The following is an 18,249-nucleotide window of genomic DNA, read 5'->3' on the forward strand; positions in this document are numbered from 1 at the left end:
AACACAGGTTCGACGCGCTCGGCCGAATCGCCTGAAAGTGGGCGAGTCTAGCTGGAGACGCAGTGATCACCGCTAGGTTCGGCCGGTGCGCACCCTGCTCGTCGCCCTCCCCGGCCTGATCCTCGCCGGCATCGGCCTGACCCACCCGCACCACCTCGACGCGTCGACCGCGCAGTGGTGGCAGAACATGCACATCATCCTGGCGGTGATCTTCCCGCTCCTCGGCGCGGCGCAATGGGTTCTGCTCGACGAGAGCCCGAAGTACGTCCGCTACCCGGGCCGGGTCCTCGCGTTCGGTTTCGTCGTCTTCTACGGCGCGCTCGACGCGTTGGCCGGCATCGGCGGCGGGGCGATGACCTTGGCGAACGGTGGTCGCTCGGCCGCGGACGAGCCGCTGTTCAAGATCGGCAACCAGCTCGGAACCTTCGGTGCCTGGTGCTTCCTGGCGGCCAGTGTCGCGATCGTGGTGTGCGCGCTGCTCAAGCACAGGCTCAAAGCCCTGCCGGGAACCGTCTTCCTGCTGGTCGGCAGCTACCTGTTCCTCGACAGCCACATCTACTGGCCGAAGGGTGTCATCGCCTGCACGTGCATCGCGGTCGGCTTGGCCGCGATCAGTTACGCCAGCGCGTCCGGCAGGTCGACGATCGAGGACAGCACCCGCACCTGAGCCAGCACGTCCGCGGCAGGTGGGAAGTGCGGGTTCGGCACGGCCAGCACGGTCATGCCCGCCGCCAGCGCCGCCTTCAGCCCGTTCGTCGAATCCTCGACGGCGTAGCAGGAAGCCGGAGAGACCCCGAGCTGCGCGGCGGCCGCGAGGTAGACGTCGGGTGACGGTTTTCCGGCGGCGCACGACTCCGACGACACCGCGACGGGCACCGGCAGTCCGGTGACCTCCAGGAACACCTTGATCAGCACGGCCGGAGCCGAGGACGCGATCGCGACCGGGAAGCGCGCCACCACGGCGCGCACGGCGTCCACGGCGCCCGGAATCACCGGCAGGTGCGCGGCGTAGGCCTTCTCCATCTCGGCGACCACCCCGGCGGACGTCTCCGCAGCGGTCAGCTGAACGCCCACGTCCGAGACCAGGTACGCGCCCCACTCGGGCGTCGACATCCCCTGCATGTCACGGGTGGCGGTCGGCGTCCACGTGCCTCCGTGGGCAGCGGCGAACGCCTGGCGCACCTCGTCCCACACCTGCTCGGAGTCGATCAGCACGCCGTCGAGGTCGAAGATCACCGCATCCACGTCCAGAACCGTACTCTGTGGTCCACGATACTTCGCCATGCTAAGTAAAATCGGTTAGGATAGCGAAGTGAATTTCAAAGCTCAGCCCAAGCAGGTGTGGATCACGGCGTTCGCCGCGGTCATCGCCTTCATGGGGATCGGGCTCGTGGACCCGATCCTGTTGTCCATCGCGGAGGGTCTGCACGCAACACCCTCGCAGGTCACCCTCCTCTTCTCCTCCTACCTCGGCGTTCAGGTCGTGGCGATGCTCTTCACGGGCGCCGCGACGGCGCGGTTCGGGGCCAAGCGCACGCTCGTCGGCGGGCTCGCGCTGATCGTCGTCGCCACGCTGGCGTGCTCGGCGGCGGGGAGCATCGGCCAGCTCGTGGGGTTGCGGGCCGTGTGGGGGCTCGGCAACGCGTTCTTCATCGCCACCGCGCTCAGCGTCATCGTCGGCGCGGCCAGTGGCGGGCAGAAGGCCGCGATCCTGCTCTACGAAGCCGCGCTCGGCCTCGGTCTGAGCGTCGGGCCGCTGCTCGGCGCGTTGCTCGGCAGCTTCTCGTGGCGCGGGCCGTTCCTCGGCACCGCGGTCCTCATGGCCGTCGCGCTGATCCTTTGTGCAGTGTTCCTGGCCAGGGACTCGCACCTGGAACGTCCGCGGATCGGCCTGCTCGACCCGCTCAAGGCCCTCAGGAACCCGGTTCTGCTCCGCACCTCGGTCGGAGCGGCGCTCTACACGGCCGCGTTCTTCACGGTTCTCGCCTGGTCGCCGTTCGTCCTGCGCTGGGGCGCCGTCGAGATCGGACTGATCTTCTTCGGCTGGGGCGTGTGCGTCGCGGTCTCCAGCGTCTTCCTCGCGCCACGGCTCGCGGACCGCGTGGGCGAGAAGCGGGCGATCATCGGGTCGGTCCTCGCGTTCGCCGTGCTCATGCTGCTGATGGCGGTGCCCAGCAAGCCTTTGCTGGTGGTCGCCGTGGTCGTGAGCGGCCTGGTCAGCGGCCTGCTGAACACCCTGTTCACCGGTACCGCGATGAGCGTCAGCGACGCGCCGCGGCCCGTGGCGAGTGCCGGGTACAACTTCCTGCGCTGGCTCGGAGGGGCGCTGGCGGCGACGTTCGTGAGCCACCTCGCCCAGCCGTTCGTCGTGGCGGCGGTGCTGTGTGCGGTCGCGGCGGTGCTGCTGGCGTTCAACCGTACTGATACGCACGAGGTACCTACGGAAGTCGTGATCGCGAGCGAGCAGCTAGTGGGTTAACAAAAGGTGAACTACGGTCGGTCGCGGTTCCCGCACCGATCGTAGGAGGCCACCACCATGATCCCCCTGCCGCTCGTCAACCATCGCGTCGGCAGAGCAGCGGTGACATGTGAGTACCGCTGTGGCGACGCCTGCTTCCACGAGGTCCCGAACACCTCGGACAACCCCTACTTCGGCGACCTGGTCAGCCGGCGGACCGCTCTCAAAGCCGGTGCCGTCATCGCAGCCGCCACCACCGTCTCGATTCCGGCCACCGCGGCCGCCGCACCCGAGTCCCAGGGCCGCCCACCCAGGGGACTCGACTTCAAGCCCGTCGCGGTCAACACCAAGGACGAGGTCGTCGTCCCAGAGGGGTACGAGCAGGGGATCGTGATCCGCTGGGGCGACCCGCTCTTCCCCGGTGTCCCCGAGTTCGACTTCGACAACCAGACCGCGGCGAAGCAGGAGAAGCAGTTCGGCTTCAACTGCGACTTCGCCGCGATCCTGCCGCTGGACCCGCTGGAACTGACCGGGATCATGGTCACCAACCACGAGTACACCAGCGAGCCGTTCATGTTCCGCGGCTACGACGCGAACAACCCCACCGAGGAACAGGCGAAGATCGCGTGGGCCGCGCACGGCCTCTCGGTGTTCATGATCAAGCGCTCGCTGTTCTCCGGCCACTACCGGCCGCGCTTCAGCAAGTACAACCGCCGCATCACCCTGAACACGGCGTTCGAGGTGCGCGGTCCGGTCGCGGGCAGCGACCTGCTCAAGACGTCTGTCGACCCGACGGGCAAGAAGGTCTTCGGCACGATCAACAACTGCTCCGGCGGCGTCACGCCGTGGGGCACGATCCTGTCCGGCGAGGAGAACTTCAACCAGTACTTCGCGAACGCCGCCGGCCGCAACGACCCGAGGCTGACCCGCTACGGCGTCACCGGCACGGCGACCACGCGCAAGTGGGAGCGCTTCGACAAGCGCTGGGACCTCGCCCAGGAACCCAACGAGGTCAACAGGTTCGGCTGGGTCATCGAGCTCGACCCGCACGACCCCGACTCCACGCCGATCAAGCACACGCACCTCGGCCGGTTCAAGCACGAGACCGCGAACATCCGCGTCGCCGACGACGGCCGAATCGTCGCGTACTCCGGTGACGACGAGCGGTTCGAGTACATCTACAAGTTCATCTCGAACGGCAAGATGAAGCGCGGCAACAGCAAGGCCGCGCGGCGCCACAACATGACGCTGCTCGACGACGGCACGCTGTACGTGGGCCGGTTCACCGGCGACAGCCCGGTGTCCGAGATCGACGGCACCGGAAAGCTGCCCAGCGACGGCAAGTTCGACGGCTCCGGCGAGTGGATTCCGCTGGCAGCGGGCAAGAAGTCCTTCGTGCCCGGAATGACCGCCGAAGAGGTGTACGTCTTCACGCGCATCGCGGCGGACAAGGTCGGCGCGACGAAGATGGACCGCCCGGAGGACATCGAGTGCCACCCGCGCACCGGCACGGTCTACTGCGCTTTGAGCAACAACGTCGAACGCGGCGTCACCGCGGGCAAGGAAGGCGCGACCGAACCGAACCCGCGCGTCAACAACCGCCACGGGCAGGTCCTGGAGATCGTCGAACGCCGCGGCGACGCGCTCGCGCTGACGTTCAACTGGGGACTGTTCCTGGTCTGCGGTTTCCCGGAGGACCCGAACACGTACTTCGGCGGCTACGACAAGTCGCAGGTCAGCCCGATCTCCAGTCCGGACAACGTGGCGTTCGACCGGCACGGCAACCTGTGGATCTCCACGGACGCCGACGGCAAGCTCGACGGGCTCAACGACGGCCTCTACGGCGTGCCGCTGGAAGGGCCGGAACGAGGACACCTCAAGCTGTTCCTCACGGTGCCGCGCGGTGGTGAGACCTGCGGTCCGGTGATCGGCGAGCGGGTGATCACGGTGTGCGTGCAGCACCCCGGCGAGGTGGACGGCGCGAGTGCCGACAAGCCCGCGTCGAACTGGCCGGACCGGGGCACTGCCAGGCCGCGTCCGTCGGTCGTCGCGGTGTGGCGCAAGGGCCGTCGTCAGCTGGGTGAGATCGGTTGATCACCCTGCGTGCTGTGATCGTTCGGGAGTAGTACGAGTTCGCCTGTCGTTCATCTTCTGGACGGCAGGCGATCTCGTTGGGCTCTTAGGTTCGGCCAGTTCCCACACTGACCGATCTCGGAGGCCTGCGTGTCCTCACCCACCGATCGGGGCCGCCGCATGCTGCCCCTGCTCTCGGCGAACCACCCGCTCGGACGGCAGGCCGTCACCTGCGAGTTCCGCTGCGGCAACGCTTGCGCGCACGAGGCGCCCAACTCGTCCGCCAACGCGTACTTCGGCGACGTCGTCAAGGAGGTCGTGAGCCGGCGCGGCATGCTGAAGGCCGGTGCGGTCGTCGCGGCCGCCGGCGCCGGCGCACTCGCGTTCTCCGGTGCGGCCACGGCGGCCCCGGTGCACGTCGACGTCGATCTGGACCTCGGCCGCGGCGGCAACGACGGTCTGAACTTCGAGCCGGTGGCGCCCAACACCCTCGACCAGATCAGCATCCCCCAGGGTTTCCAGCAGGACGTCGTCATCCGCTGGGGCGACGGGGTGCTGGACGACGCGCCGAAGTTCGACTTCGACAACCAGACGCCCGAGGCGCAGGCCAAGCAGTTCGGTTTCAACAACGACTTCTGCGGTCTCGTGCCGGTGCCCGGCTACCACGACAGCTGGCTCATGGTGAGCAACCACGAGTACACGACCGAGTCGTTCATGTTCAAGGACTGGACGCCGACCACCATCACCGAGAAGCACGCCAAGATCGCGTGGGCCGCGCACGGCCTGTCGGTCGTGATGGTCGACCGTGACCCTCGCACGGGCAAGCTCTTCGTCTGCCCGGACGACAAGAAGAAGTACAACCGCAGGATCACGCTCACCACGCCGTTCGAGGTGAAGGGCCCGGCCGCCGGTTCGAAGTTCCTCAAGACCTCCGCCGACCCCACGGGCAAGAAGGTCCTGGGCACGCAGAACAACTGTTCCGGCGGCGTCACGCCGTGGGGCACGATCCTGTCCGGCGAGGAGAACTTCAACCAGTACTTCGCCAACGCGAGCCTGGTCACCGACCCGGACACGAAGGCCAAGTTCGCCCGCTACGGCATCAGCGGCGGCGCGTCGCTGCGCCAGTGGGAGCGCTTCGACAAGCGCTTCGACCTGGCCCAGGAACCCAACGAGGCCAACAGGTTCGGCTGGATCGTCGAGATCGACCCGCTCGACAAGACGTCGACGCCGGTCAAGCACACCGCGCTCGGCCGCTTCAAGCACGAGGGCGCGAACGTCATCGTCGCCAAGGACGGCCGTGTGGTCGCGTACATGGGCGACGATGAGCGCTTCGACTACATGTACAAGTTCGTCACGGACGAGAAGATGCAGAAGGGCGACTCGAAGCGCGCCCGCGAGCACAACAAGCAGTTGCTGGACAAGGGAACGCTCTACGTCGCCCGCTTCACCGGTGACAGCCCGGCCACCGAGATCGACGGCCTCGGCACGCTGCCCAAGGACGGCGAGTTCGACGGCTCCGGCGAGTGGATCGCCTTGGCGCACAACGACAAGTCGTTCGTGCCGGGCTTCACCGCCGAGGAGGTCTACGTCTTCACGCGCCTGGCCGCGGACAAGATGGGCGCCACGAAGATGGACCGACCGGAGGACGTCGAGCCCTCGACGCACAACCGCCGGATCTACGCCGCGCTGACCAACAACACCGACCGCGGCAAGGCGGGCAAGGAAGGCCCGACCGAGATCAACCCGCGCAACGGCAACAAGCACGGCCACGTCCTGGAGATCGAGGAGCGCCGCAGCGACAACACGGCGCTGGCGTTCTCGTGGAAGCTGCTGCTGCTCTGCGGCGACCCGAAGGACCCCGGCACGTACTTCGGCGGCTTCGACAAGTCGCAGGTCAGCCCGATCTCGTGCCCGGACAACGTCGCGTTCGACACGCACGGCAACCTGTGGATCTCCACGGACGGCAACGCCCTGGGCTCCAACGACGGCCTGTTCGCGCTGCCCGTCGCCGGCAAGCGCCGCGGCTTCGTGAAGCAGTTCCTCACGGTGCCCAAGGGTGCGGAGACCTGCGGTCCCGTCGTCACCGAGGACTTCGTGCTGGTGTCCGTGCAGCACCCCGGCGAGATCGACGGCGCGTCGGCGAACAACCCGCTCTCGCACTGGCCGGACGGCGGCACCTCGCAGCCGCGTCCGTCCGTCGCGGTGGTGTGGCGCAAGGACCGCAGGAAGATCTGCGACTGATCGTGTGGTCCGGCTCACTTTGATCTTGTGAACCGGTGCGGCCGCCCGTCCGTGTGATGGGTGGCTGCACCGCGGACAGCCAAGGAAAGTCCACTTTGGTCGTCCACTTCGGAGTGAGTCGTGAATGTTCGTCTTCTCGTTGGTGCTGCTGCTCTTCTGGGTCTTGCTGCGTGTGGCACCCCCACCGCCGGCACCGCTACCCCCACTCCCGTCGCTCAGGCGAAGGACACGCCCGTCGCCGCGGCCGTCCAGGTCCCGGCAGGCCAGGAGCTGGTCGGCGAATACCGGGCCACGGGCGTTCAGACGTACTCCTGCACGGGCAACGCGTGGAAGGGGCTAGAGCCTGCCGCGACGCTCGTGGACAAGAACGACAAGCCGATCATCATCCACTCCCGCGGCCCCGTCTGGATCTCCGCCGTGGACGGCAGTGCGGTCGAGGCGACCCCGGTCGACGGCGCCAAGAACGACGTCAAGGCCGCTGTGCCCGAGCTTCTGCTCAAGACCAAGACCGTTCGCGGCGAGGGCCTGTTCGGCAAGGTCTCCTACGTCCAGCGCCTCGCGACCGAGGGCGGCGTCGCGCCGACCGGTGGGTGCAAGGCCGGCGCGCAGATCTCCGTTCTGTACAAGGCCATCTACACCTTCTTCGCGCCCGCCAACTGAGACGGTACTGAACCGGTCCGGTAATGGGGCCGTACGACCAGGCGTGATGAAACGTGCTGGCTTAGTCCTTGTCTCATCAACTCTTCTGGGCATCCTCGCAGGAGGTGTCGGCTCCACCGCGGCGCCGACCCCGGATGCCATGAGCGGCGGATCTGACGCGAGGGTCGCACCCGCAGTTCAGGTCCCGTCCGGCAACAAGATCGTCGAGAAGTTCTACGCCAAGGGCGTGCAGACCTACACCTGCACGGTCGGCGCCTGGAAGGGCCTGGAACCCGCCGCGACGCTGGCGGACCGGCTCGGCAGGGCGGTCGGACTGCACTCGCGCGGTCCGATCTGGGTCTCCACCGTCGACGGCAGCGCGGTCGAGGCAGCCCCGGTCGACGGAGCCCGCAACGAGGTTCCGGGGGCCGTTCCGGAACTGCTGCTGAAGGCCAAGTCCACCAGGGGCGAAGGAACGTTCGCCGGCGTCAGCTACGTGCAGCGCCTCAACACCAAGGGCGGCGTCGCACCCGCCGGAAGCTGCACCGAAGGCGCCCAGACCTCCGTCCGCTACGAAGCCCTCTACACCTTCTCCGTGCCCGCCCTCTGAACGAGCGCGACCACCGCTGCCGTGATCATCGTGATGCCGACGACCCAGAGTCCGGTCTTCTGGGTTCCGGTGATGTCACGCAGCCAACCGGTCACGTAGGGCGCCACGAAACCGCTCAGGTTGCCCAGTGAGTTGATCAACGCGATTCCACCCGCGGCCGCCGCGCCGCCCAGGAAGCTCGTGGGAAGCGCCCAGAACGTGGGCAGCGCGGCGCAGACACCGATCGCGCAGACCGAGACCGCCACCATCGCCGCGATCGGGTTTTCCAGGTAGAGCGAGACAGGGATCGCTGCTCCACCCAGCAACATCGGCGCGGCGACGTGCCACTTCCGTTCTCCGGTGCGGTCGCCGTGCCTGGCCCACAGGATCATGGCGACCGCGCCGAGGACGTACGGAATCGCGTTGATCAGCCCACGCTCGACGACGCCTGCCCCCGGCGCCAGTCCCTTGATGATCGTCGGGAGGAAGAACCCCAGCGTGTACAGCCCGTACACGATCCCGAAGTACACGAAGCTCAACGCCAGAATCCGGGGATGGGTGAGGGCCTTCTTCAACGGCCAGTGCTCTTCCTTCGGCTGCTCGACGGCCTCCTCGGGCCTGTCCGGCAGCCAGAACCACGTCACGAACGCCAGCCCGATCGCCGGCAGTCCCTCGATCAGGAACATCGTGCGCCAGTCCGTCCACTGGATCAGCAACCCGCTGAACGTGGCCCCGAGCGCCGTCGAGATCGGTATCGCCACCATGAACAGCGCGACGATCCGCGCCCGGTCCTTCTGCGGATACCAGTAGGTCAGGTACAGGATGATCCCCGGGAAGAACCCGGCCTCCGCCACGCCCAGCAGGAACCGCAGCACGATCAGCACGGTCCCGTTGGGCACGAACGCCATCGCGGTGGCGACGATCCCCCAGGTGATCATGATCCGGGCGATCCACTTGCGCGCGCCGAACTTGTGCAACGCGAGGTTGCTGGGCACTTCGAGCAGCAGGTACCCGATGAAGAACACCCCGGACGCGAACCCGAACACGGTCGCCGAGAGCTTGAGCTCCTCCGACATCCCGTTGGGCCCGGCGAACCCGATGTTGACCCGGTCGAGGTAGTTGATGAAGTAGAGCACGCAGAGGTAAGGCAGGATCAACTTCCTGGGCACTATGGTCCCCCCATGACTGATCGTCCGGTCGCCCTCGTCACCGGGGCATCCAGCGGAATCGGCTCGGCCATCGCCAGAAGTCTGGCCCCAACTCACGACCTGCTGCTAGGCGGACGAGACGAAACATCGCTCTCGGTGCTCGCCGCGGAACTCCCCGGATCCCAGGCCTGGCCGTTCGACCTGACGAACGTTGCCTCGTCGGACCTGGGCAGCGTCTCGCGCCTGGACGTGCTGGTCCACAGCGCCGGCATCGCCCTGCTCGGCCCGTTGGCCGACGCGTCCCAGGACGACTGGCGGAAGACCTTCGACATCAACGTCTTCGCGGTCGCCGAACTGACCAACCTGCTCCTGCCGCAGCTGCGCACCGCCGGCGGCCACGTCGTCCTGATCAACTCGGGCGCCGGCCTGAACGCCAACCCGGGCTGGGGCGTCTACGCGGCCTCGAAGTTCGCCCTGCGCGCCTACGCCGACGCACTTCGTGGCGACGAACCGGCGTTGCGCGTGACCTCGGTGTATCCCGGCCGGACCGCCACACCGATGCAGGAGGACGTGCGCCGCCAGGAGGGCGGCGACTACGACCCCTCGCAGTACATCGAACCGGCCTCGGTGGGGCGGGCGGTGGCGTCAGCCGTGCTGGCGACGCCCGACGCCCACATCACCGAGATCAACGTCCGGTCTAGGCCGCGCCGCTAGTTGTCCACAGGCTTGTCAACAGCCTGTGGCTAGAGGTTGACGCTCGGTGAGCGGTCATGGGCAAAGAAGGGCCGCGAGGAGTAAGTCTCCTCGCGGCGGCGCCCTGTCTTGTCGATCTCAGCCTGCGTTAGGTTGGTAGTACTTCTTCGCTCGCAGTTTCGGCGGCGCGATCAGCCGCCAAAAAAGTATTCGAACATGTACTCTGCTGCTCTGCAGACCCAACGTCCTATTCCGTGAGCGATGCCGCTTGCGAGGCCCGCCAGGGACCATTTTCGCAGGTCCGAGCTCTGGGATAATTGGGAAGAGCTGGTTTTTTCCTTACTAATTCTATTCACCTCCTTGGCTTTTGAGTAGCAAGAAGGCGCGAACATAGAGAGCATGTTCGCGCCTTCTTGCTTATGGGCTAAGTGTATCAGAAATATCTTGAAAAGGCAATGTCGAGAAGCCGTTAAGGGATATTATGTGTCAATTTTCAGAAATTGCGGAATGGGTGTCAGGCGCTCCGCAGTCGCCGCGCCACCGCGGCGACTCCGGCCTGGGCCTCGTGCCGGTCCACCCGCGTCGACTCGCCACCGGCGACGACGTGGTCACCGGCGACCCACACGTCGGTGACCCGGCGCGACCCGGACCCCCACACGAGGTTCGCCAGCACCTGCGCGTCCGGCGCGTCCAGCCCGGTCGCAAAGGCGGGGTCATCAGCGGCGATGTGCACGACATCGCCCCACCGACCGGCCTCCAGCGCGCCGATGTCGTCGCGTCCCAGCGCGTCGGCACCGCCCCGAGTGGCCATCAGCAACGCCTGCGCCGCCCCGAGCACGGTCGCGTCCATCTTCGAGACGCGCGCCAGAAGCCCAGCCAGCCGGGCCTCTTCGAACAGGTCCAGGTCGTCGTTGGACGCGGGCCCGTCGGTGCCCAGCCCGACCGCCACGCCCGCGGCCAGCAGTTCCGGCACCCGCGCGATCCCCGAAGCGAGCTTCGTGTTGGAACCGGGGCAGTGCGCGACGCCGACGCCGTGCGCCGCGTACAGCGCGATGTCCTCATCGGACAGGTGCACGGAGTGCGCGGACAGCACGCGCCCGCCCAGCACGTCCGAAGCCTTCATCAACGCCGGCACCGACCCGAACTCGGCGCGGGCGGCCTCGTCCTCGAACGGCGACTCGGCCACGTGCACCATGAACAGTGCCCCGCGGGCCCGCGCCTCAACGGCGATCGCCGTGAGTTGCGGAGCCGACAGCGTGTAGGCGGAGTGCGGCCCGTAGGCCAGCTCGACCCGCTCACCAGGCCCGAACCGCAGCCCGTCCGAGTCGATCCACGACGAGAGCTCGTCGGTCTGCGACTTCCAGTCCATGCCCGGCACGTCCAGGATCGCCCCGCCGAACACCACCCGTGACCCGGCGGCCAGGACGGCGGCCGTCAGTTCGCGGCCGTGGAAGTACATCTCGGTGGAGGTGGTGACACCGTGCCGCAGCATCTCGACGGCGCCGAGCAGCATGCCCGTGCCGATGTCGGCGGGGGTCATCTGCGCCTCGTTCGGCCACATCTGCTCCTGCAGCCACCGCAGCAGCGGCAGGTCGGAACCCAGGCCGCGGAGCACCGTCATCGGGCTGTGCGCGTGGGTGTTGACCAGGCCGGGCAGCAGGATTCCCGAGAGCGTGCGGACCTCGCCGTCGAAGGCGGGGGCATCGGCGATGGCACCCACGTAGGTGATCCGGCCGTCGACGACGTCCACGACGGCGTCGCGCAACACGGCGCAGGACGGGTCGCAGGGCAGGACCACCGGGGCGTGCAGACGCAGTGACATGCGGAGAATCCTGCCATTGTGACGCCAGTCACAAGCATGCATACATCCGGACGGGATGGGAATCCTCGTCCTGTCGGGCGCGGGCCGACCCCCAGGGTCCGCCCCGGCCTAAAACTTTTCCCCAACCGAGGGGCCCGTTGCGCGTGATGCGACGGGCCCTTTGTGCATCCAGAGCAACCACGGGTAGGACAGGGGCGTCTCAAGATCATGTCGAAGAAGCCGTGCACGTCCAGTGGACAGTTCCGCCGCGCGCAGAAGCCCTCCACCCCCAAGCCGCCGACCCGGCGCTGAGTTGGCATGATCACACTCCACGGTACGGGCGTGATCATGCGGAGGCATCAGTGGCCGACTTCGACCCTCAGAACGACGACCAGCAAAGCGATGTCGAGATGACTCAGGAGTTCGAAGTCATCCGCGACGACATGTGAGCCAGCGCGGCACTAGCTGATCGGCAGATCGGCGCGGACCGTCCACCCGGTTGGTTCGCGTCGGCCTGCGGAGAACGTGCCACCCAGCAGTTCCGTGCGCTCACGCATGCCGACGAGCCCGTAGCCTCCCGAGCCGCCCACGGGCACGCCGGAGGCAACACCGTCGTCCAGGATCGCCAGGTGCAGCACACCGTCGCTTGAGGACAGTGCGACGTCCACTGAGGACACAGCGGAAGCGTGTTTCTGGGTGTTCGTCAGCGATTCCTGCACCAACCGCAGCACCGAGCGTGCCAGCTCCTGCGGCACCGCGTCCTTGAGGTCGAACGAGAGTCGCACCGTCAGACCGGATTCCGCGGCCAGCGAGCGCACGTCGTCCACCAGCGACGAGGACGCGGCCGGTCCGGAGGACTCGCCGTCCCGCAACGTTCCGACCAGCCGCCGCATCGCGGTCAGCGCTTCGTAGCCAGATGCCTCGATGGTCGGCAGCACCTGTTCGGCGGCCTCGCGGTTGAGCTGACCAGCCTGCGCGTGCACGACGATCGCTGTCACGTAGTGCGCCACCACGTCGTGCAGTTCGCGGGCGAGCGCCATCCGTTCTGAGTTCTGGGCCGCCGCGACGGAAGCCGCGAGCTGGGACGCGCGTTCGCTGTCCCTGGCCCGGAAGTACAGGCCCGTGCCCAGCGAGAGGACGAGCAGCACGCCCGCCGCGATCCCGAAGTTCCACGGGTCCGGGCGCCACTCGCCGTACTCGCGTGGTGCCACGATCGGCCATCCCATGACCTCCGCGAACGCCATGCCGGCGAGCACCACCACGGTTCCCAGCAGCGCTTTCCCGCGAGATTCGTCCCGCACGAGAGTCGCGATGGTGGCCATCGCGGCGCCGGTCATCGAGATGCTCGCGCCGCTCCAGAAGATGTGCGGCTCGATCGCCACGCCGAGCAGCCGCAGGTAAGCGGCCACGCACGCGACGGCGAACGCCAGAGCGAGGGCAGCGTCGAAAGGTCTGCGCGGTGCGAGCACCGCGATCACGCAGATCACCGCGATCCCCGGTACCTGCCACCAGCCGAGATCGGTCGAGATCGCGCCCAGTTCGGCGACGGCGATCGCGGCGAGTGAGAGCGCCAGCGGCCACTGACGCTTGGCGAGCAGCCGCCAGTTCAAGTCCGTGCTCTCCACCCGAGCAACAGTAGGGCCGAAAGTGCGACCCCGCGTCCGACCGGGGTCTACCCAGGGGTCAGCCATAAGGCTGACTGGGCGACCTGCGGAAATACCCTCACGGCGGATGTCAGATTACGCGGCGGTCACGGACTCTGGAGGAGCGAAAGTCGGGGAATTGGAGGACGCCATGTTGTCAGTTGTGTTCACTTGGGCCGCCGCTGTGGTCGGCCTGTTGGTCCTTGCGCTGATGGCCCTCTCGGGCGTGATGATCGACTCGAAGCACTAGGTCTTCCCGGCAGCCAGCGTGTGATGGGGAAGTCAGACGCTGGTCAGGGAGTGTTGCTGGCGGAGCAGTTCCGCCAGCCTGCTCGTCGGCTGAGGCCGGGTCTCGTCCAACGCGGCCGTGAAGCGCGCCGGAGAACCGTTCCGTGCGCGCGCCGCGGCTGCGGTGTCCAACCGGAACGCGGGACGTGCGGCCGACGGACGTTGGCGAGAGCGCAGCCAAGCGAGACGGTGCAACGCTTCCGCGTGGTGGTCCGTGATGGTGACGGCAGCCTTGTCGAACGAGTGCAGCACTGCCGCGTTCAGGTGAACGGTGGCGAAGTCCCGCCACAGCGTGCGTTCGGACGTTGTGTCCAAACCCAACGCCTCGGCGACCTCACGCGCCACACCGTAAGCACCTTCCTCAGCCAGTGACCGCGTGCCGATCTCGGCGCCGACGAACCACGAGTTGAACGGCGCGGCCGGGTAGTGCACGCCACCGATCGACAGCCGCATGTTCGAGATGACCGGAACCGCGTGCCAGCGCAGGCCCATCTCACCGAACCACGGCAGAGTCGGGTGCTCCAAAGGAACTTCGTGCACGATCTCGGACGGCAGCGTGAACAGCCGCGGTCCCTCGTGTTGCGTCTCCACGGCCAACGGCAGCAGGTCGAAGCGCGACCGCCGCATCGGTGGCCGCCAGCCCATGCCCTGCATGGTCTCGGTGAACTGGGTGTACCGGCGGTCCCCCATCCCGTCGGCGTACCCGGCGTACCGGATCAGCTGCTCGTTCCAGATCACCGGCCCGGGCGAACCGGGCGCGTCCGGCGCGAAAACCGTTACCAGCGGCCGAATTTCACCGCCGTTGGTCGCCAGCCGAAGATGTTCGACGCATTCGCCGGCCACCGCGGCGGCGTTGCGATAGCCGCGCAGATCGCGGACTTTCAGCCGGCGCCACGGCACACCTGAGGTGCACCAACCGGAATCCCGCAACGCGATCCGCGCGCCGTACGCGAGTTCGTTGGTGGTGTGGCGGTAGGTTCCGGTCTCGGTGATCTCGGCGCGCACCTGGGCGATGCGGGCGGTCAGGGAGCCTGCGTCGGAGTGCGCCGCGTGGAACATGCGGACGAACTCCTCCGCGACGGGGAGGACGTCGGGGGTCACGGAGCGAGACGCTAAGGCCGGAAGAGCCTCACGCGTCACTGCCACTCGGGGCATTTCGGGTGATCAACACCCGCCACTCCAACGAGTGAAGGCTAGACCCAGGGTGTTCACTCGATCGGCTTGAGACCTCGATCAGGTGAGGTCGTTCCGCCGGAACATCAGGTCGTGCGAGACCCGATCCTCGTTCACGGCCCGCTGCTCGAACTTCGTGACGGGCCGCCAGTCCGGCCGGGGCGCCCAGTCGTCGTGGACGTTGGTCAGCAGCCGCTCGCCGGAGCAGACCGCCAGCATCTGGTCCGCGTACTGCTCCCAGTCCGTCGCGAGGTGCAGCACGCCACCGGGCTCCAGCCGGGACGCCACCAGCGCCACGAACTCCGGCTGCACGAGCCGGCGCTTGTGGTGCTTCTTCTTGGGCCACGGGTCCGGGAAGAAGATCCGCACGCCGTGCAACGACGCGGGCGCGATGTGGTCGGTCAGCAGGTCGACGGCGTCACCGCGCAGCACGCGCAGGTTGTCGAGCCCGCCGAGGTGCTCGGCGCGCAGCAGCAACTGGGCCAGACCTGGCTTGTAGACCTCGGCGGCCACGTAGTTGAGCTCGGGCGCGGCGGCCACGAGCTGCGAGGTGGTCTCGCCCATGCCGGACCCGATCTCCAGCAGCACGGGCGCGGAGCGGCCGAACCAGGAGTCGAAGTCCAGCGGCCCCTCGGGCAACGACTTCACGTCGTTGCCCATCTTCTCCCAGTACGTGTCCCAGGCGCGCTCCTGTCCCACGGTCATGCGCTCGCCGCGCTGGACGAAGCTGACGATGGAACGGGGGAACTCAGGCCTGGTCACGACCGGGCATTCTATGCAATCAGTTCGATGTCCTCGATCTGCGTACGCAGGTCGTCGAGCGTGAAGTCGATGGGGTGGGGGCGGCCGGGGCCGTGGTGGGCGGGAACGAGGTGGATCCAGCCTCGGTGGGTGGAGGTGAACTGCACGGTCGTCGGCGTGGCCGGACCGTAGACACCGGATTCGGACGGGACGAACTCCCAGTACCCGATCTCGCCGTGGTCGACCCACGGCACGAAGACCCATCCGGGCCGGGCCGACAGCAGTTCGGTCACCGCGTCCTCGAGGGCGTGACCTTCGGCACGTGAGGACAGCTTTCCGCGATCCAGCGCGCGCAGCCACCACGGCGCGGGTGCGTTGTCGACCGCGTTCACGGCGCGGTACGCCGCGAGAACTTGCTTCTCATCCGCCTGGTTCACCCAGGATCGGCGCACCTGCGCAGGTGCTTCGGCCAGGTCAGGTGAGTTCGGGACTTCGAGCGCGTCAGACCACTCGAGGCTGAGCATTGCTTCGACGTGAACCGCCACAGGCCACCTCCGGCTCCGGGATAACCCAATTGAACGTGAACCCAAACGCCAGCGATGTCCAGATTGCCGGTTTTCGCGGTTTGTTAACAGCACCCTTACGAAACGTGTGACGCCAGGCACGTTGCGCCATGACCTGGAAACACGATGTAGCTGACGTGCATCTGCTCTCCGCGCTCGCCGTCGCGCTGCCGTTGCTGCTCGCCGCGCAGTCGATCGAGGAGCAGGAGTGGCACCTCGACGCGCTCGACGTGTACACGGCGCAGGCCCAGGCGCGCGGGGACGGCGTGATCGTCGCGGTGATCGACTCCGGTGTCGACGCGAAGCACCCCGACCTCGCCGGGCAGGTGTTGCCCGGAGCGGGCTTCGGCCGGTCCAAGGGCACCGACGGCACGACCGACACGGACGGCCACGGCACCGGGATGGCCGGGATCATCGCCGCGACCGGCAGGGGCGGTGGCGCGCTCGGCATCGCGCCCGGCGCCAAGATCCTGCCGATCGCGAGTGCCGACGAGAAGGAGCAGTTCGGGCTCGACGTCGTCGCCGACAGCATCCGGTGGGCCGCCGACCACGGCGCCAAGGTCGTCAACATGTCGCTGGGCTTCTCCAGTTCGATGACGCCGACGCTGGTCAAGGCCGTGAACTACGCGATCGAGAAGGACGTCGTCCTCGTCGCCGCCACCGGCAACGAGGGCAAGGAGGTCTCCGCGCCCGCCAACATCAACGGCGTGATCGCGGTCGCGGGCACGAACAAGGCGGGCAAGCCGTGGGCGTCGTCCAACGTCGGCGCGGACACGGTGCTCGCGGCTCCGGCGGAGGGCATCGTGACGATCGCGCCGGAAAGCGTCTACGCCAGCGGTTATGCCGAGATGGACGGCACGAGCGCGGCGTCGGCGATCGTGACCGGGGTCGCCGCGCTGGTGCGGGCCAGGCATCCGCAGATGCCGGCGAAGGACGTCGTCAACGCGTTGATCAAGACCGCGACCGACCTGGCGGAACCGGGCCGGGACGCGACGACCGGGTTCGGAATGGTCAACCCCATGGGCGCGCTCACCGCGCAACTCCCCGCGGTGGAACGCAATCCGCTGCTGCCGCCGCCGGCACCCTCGACGACGCAACCGACTCCGACGCTCGCGGCACAACGTCCCGCGCAACAGCCGGTCGACGTGAAGGCCCGGCTGCCGTTCGTCGCCGCCGTCGCGGGCGGCACCGCGGTGATGACCGGTCTGCTGATCGCACTACCGGCCATCAGGTCGCGGCGTCCCAAGCCCGTCGTCAGTGAGCGTGATACTCCACCGATTCCTTGGTGAGCTGCATGAAGGCCTCCTCCAGCGAACCGCGCTGAGGGCTGAGCTCGTGCAGCACGATCTGGTTCTCCGCCGCGAGTTCACCGATCTGCTGAGCCGCGATCCCTTGCACCACCAGGCTTCCGCTGACCGAGTCCTCGGTGACCGTCGCGTGCGCCGCGAGGATCTCCCGCAGCTTCGCGGCGTGCGGCGACCGCACCCGGACGGTGTCCTGGGTGGCGTCGGCGATGAACTGCTCGGTGGTGGTCTGCGAGATCAGCTGGCCCTTGCCGATCACGATCAGGTCCTGGGCGGTCTGCGCCATTTCGGAGAGCAGGTGGCTCGACACGAACACCGTGCGGCCCTCGCCCGCGAGCCGGTGCATGAACTGCCGGATCCAGAGGATGCCCTCGGGGTCGAGGCCGTTGACAGGCTCGTCGAACAGCAGCACCTCGGGGTCGCCGAGCAGCGCGCCCGCGATGCCGAGCCGCTGTGACATGCCGAGCGAGAACCCGCCGGCGTTCTTGTGCGCGACCTCGGTGAGGCCGACGATCTCCAGCACTTCCTTCACCCGGCTGACCGGGATCTTGTTCGAGACCGCGAGCCACTTCAGGTGCGAGCGCGCCGAACGGTTGGGGTGCACCCACTTCGCGTCGAGCAGCGCGCCGACCTTGCGCAACGGCTGCTTGAGCTCGACGTAGTGCTTCCCGTCGATCTTGACGTCGCCACCGGTGGGGGTGTCGAGGCCGAGGATCATCCGCATGGTCGTGGACTTGCCGGCGCCGTTCGGGCCGAGGAACCCGGTCACGCGGCCCGGCCTGACGACGAACGACAGGTCGTCGACCGCCTTGGTCTTGCCGTAGTGCTTGCGAAGACTGACTGCTTCGATCATGACCTCTCCCGGTTCGCTCGAAAGAACTGACAGGGACCTGGG

General features: G+C 67.6%; 16 protein-coding genes. 8 read left to right on the plus strand and 8 right to left on the minus strand.

Features of this window, described 5'->3' with window-relative positions; translation table 11 throughout:
- Positions 1-85: 85 nt before the first annotated feature.
- Positions 86-667, plus strand: a complete 582-nt coding sequence (locus OG205_RS33045) for a hypothetical protein (protein ID WP_330271840.1) — start codon at positions 86-88, stop codon at positions 665-667.
- Here OG205_RS33045 and OG205_RS33050 read toward each other — a convergent pair.
- Positions 616-1,245 (minus strand): HAD family hydrolase, encoded by a 630-nt coding sequence (locus OG205_RS33050; RefSeq protein WP_330271841.1) that lies wholly within the window; start codon positions 1,243-1,245, stop codon positions 616-618. The two genes, OG205_RS33045 and OG205_RS33050, sit on opposite strands and share 52 nt — an antisense overlap.
- Before the next feature lie 67 nt (positions 1,246-1,312).
- Here OG205_RS33050 and OG205_RS33055 point away from each other — a divergent pair, with 67 nt between their 5' ends.
- The 5 genes from OG205_RS33055 (at position 1,313) to OG205_RS33075 (ending at position 8,021) form a co-directional block, all read left to right on the plus strand.
- On the plus strand, positions 1,313-2,479 hold the full coding sequence (locus OG205_RS33055; protein WP_330271842.1) for an MFS transporter: 1,167 nt from the start codon (positions 1,313-1,315) through the stop codon (positions 2,477-2,479).
- Positions 2,480-2,536: 57 nt separating this feature from the next.
- Positions 2,537-4,552, plus strand: coding sequence for a PhoX family protein (locus OG205_RS33060; protein WP_330271843.1), 2,016 nt, complete (start codon positions 2,537-2,539; stop codon positions 4,550-4,552).
- 159 nt (positions 4,553-4,711) lie between these two features.
- Complete coding sequence (locus OG205_RS33065) at positions 4,712-6,772, plus strand: PhoX family protein (RefSeq protein WP_330278281.1); 2,061 nt, start codon at positions 4,712-4,714, stop codon at positions 6,770-6,772.
- Between the two features lie 120 nt (positions 6,773-6,892).
- On the plus strand, positions 6,893-7,432 hold the full coding sequence (locus tag OG205_RS33070) for a DUF3455 domain-containing protein (protein WP_330271844.1): 540 nt from the start codon (positions 6,893-6,895) through the stop codon (positions 7,430-7,432).
- Between the two features lie 139 nt (positions 7,433-7,571).
- Positions 7,572-8,021, plus strand: coding sequence for a DUF3455 domain-containing protein (locus OG205_RS33075; protein ID WP_330271845.1), 450 nt, complete (start codon positions 7,572-7,574; stop codon positions 8,019-8,021).
- Here the strand turns inward: OG205_RS33075 and OG205_RS33080 are convergent.
- Positions 7,994-9,169, minus strand: a complete 1,176-nt coding sequence (locus OG205_RS33080; RefSeq protein ID WP_330271846.1) for an MFS transporter — start codon at positions 9,167-9,169, stop codon at positions 7,994-7,996. The two genes, OG205_RS33075 and OG205_RS33080, sit on opposite strands and share 28 nt — an antisense overlap.
- A 12-nt stretch (positions 9,170-9,181) precedes the next feature.
- Between OG205_RS33080 and OG205_RS33085 the strand changes: the two genes are divergently transcribed.
- Positions 9,182-9,862: an SDR family oxidoreductase gene (locus OG205_RS33085; protein WP_330271847.1), complete on the plus strand. Its 681-nt coding sequence runs from the start codon at positions 9,182-9,184 to the stop codon at positions 9,860-9,862.
- 493 nt (positions 9,863-10,355) lie between these two features.
- Here the strand turns inward: OG205_RS33085 and OG205_RS33090 are convergent, their stop codons facing one another.
- From OG205_RS33090 to OG205_RS33110, 5 genes are all read right to left on the minus strand, one after another.
- Positions 10,356-11,663 (minus strand): amidohydrolase family protein, encoded by a 1,308-nt coding sequence (locus tag OG205_RS33090; protein ID WP_330271848.1) that lies wholly within the window; start codon positions 11,661-11,663, stop codon positions 10,356-10,358.
- A 440-nt stretch (positions 11,664-12,103) separates the two neighbouring features.
- On the minus strand, positions 12,104-13,267 hold the full coding sequence (locus OG205_RS33095) for a sensor histidine kinase (protein WP_330271849.1): 1,164 nt from the start codon (positions 13,265-13,267) through the stop codon (positions 12,104-12,106).
- Positions 13,268-13,567: 300 nt separating this feature from the next.
- Positions 13,568-14,674 carry a nitric oxide synthase oxygenase gene (locus tag OG205_RS33100; RefSeq protein WP_330271850.1) on the minus strand — a complete coding sequence of 369 codons (1,107 nt, stop codon included), beginning with the start codon at positions 14,672-14,674 and terminating at the stop codon, positions 13,568-13,570.
- A 132-nt stretch (positions 14,675-14,806) separates the two neighbouring features.
- Positions 14,807-15,451: a tRNA (guanosine(46)-N7)-methyltransferase TrmB gene (gene trmB / locus OG205_RS33105; protein ID WP_330278282.1), complete on the minus strand. Its 645-nt coding sequence runs from the start codon at positions 15,449-15,451 to the stop codon at positions 14,807-14,809.
- Positions 15,452-15,519: 68 nt separating this feature from the next.
- Positions 15,520-15,924 carry a hypothetical protein gene (locus tag OG205_RS33110; protein WP_330271851.1) on the minus strand — a complete coding sequence of 135 codons (405 nt, stop codon included), beginning with the start codon at positions 15,922-15,924 and terminating at the stop codon, positions 15,520-15,522.
- 236 nt (positions 15,925-16,160) lie between these two features.
- Between OG205_RS33110 and OG205_RS33115 the strand changes: the two genes are divergently transcribed.
- Complete coding sequence (locus OG205_RS33115; RefSeq protein WP_330271852.1) at positions 16,161-17,339, plus strand: S8 family serine peptidase; 1,179 nt, start codon at positions 16,161-16,163, stop codon at positions 17,337-17,339.
- Here the strand turns inward: OG205_RS33115 and OG205_RS33120 are convergent.
- Positions 17,305-18,207: an ABC transporter ATP-binding protein gene (locus OG205_RS33120; protein ID WP_330271853.1), complete on the minus strand. Its 903-nt coding sequence runs from the start codon at positions 18,205-18,207 to the stop codon at positions 17,305-17,307. The two genes, OG205_RS33115 and OG205_RS33120, sit on opposite strands and share 35 nt — an antisense overlap.
- Positions 18,208-18,249: the final 42 nt, after the last annotated feature.

Origin of the sequence: Lentzea sp. NBC_00516, assembly GCF_036346835.1 — a bacterium.
Lineage (GTDB): Bacteria > Actinomycetota > Actinomycetes > Mycobacteriales > Pseudonocardiaceae > Lentzea > Lentzea sokolovensis.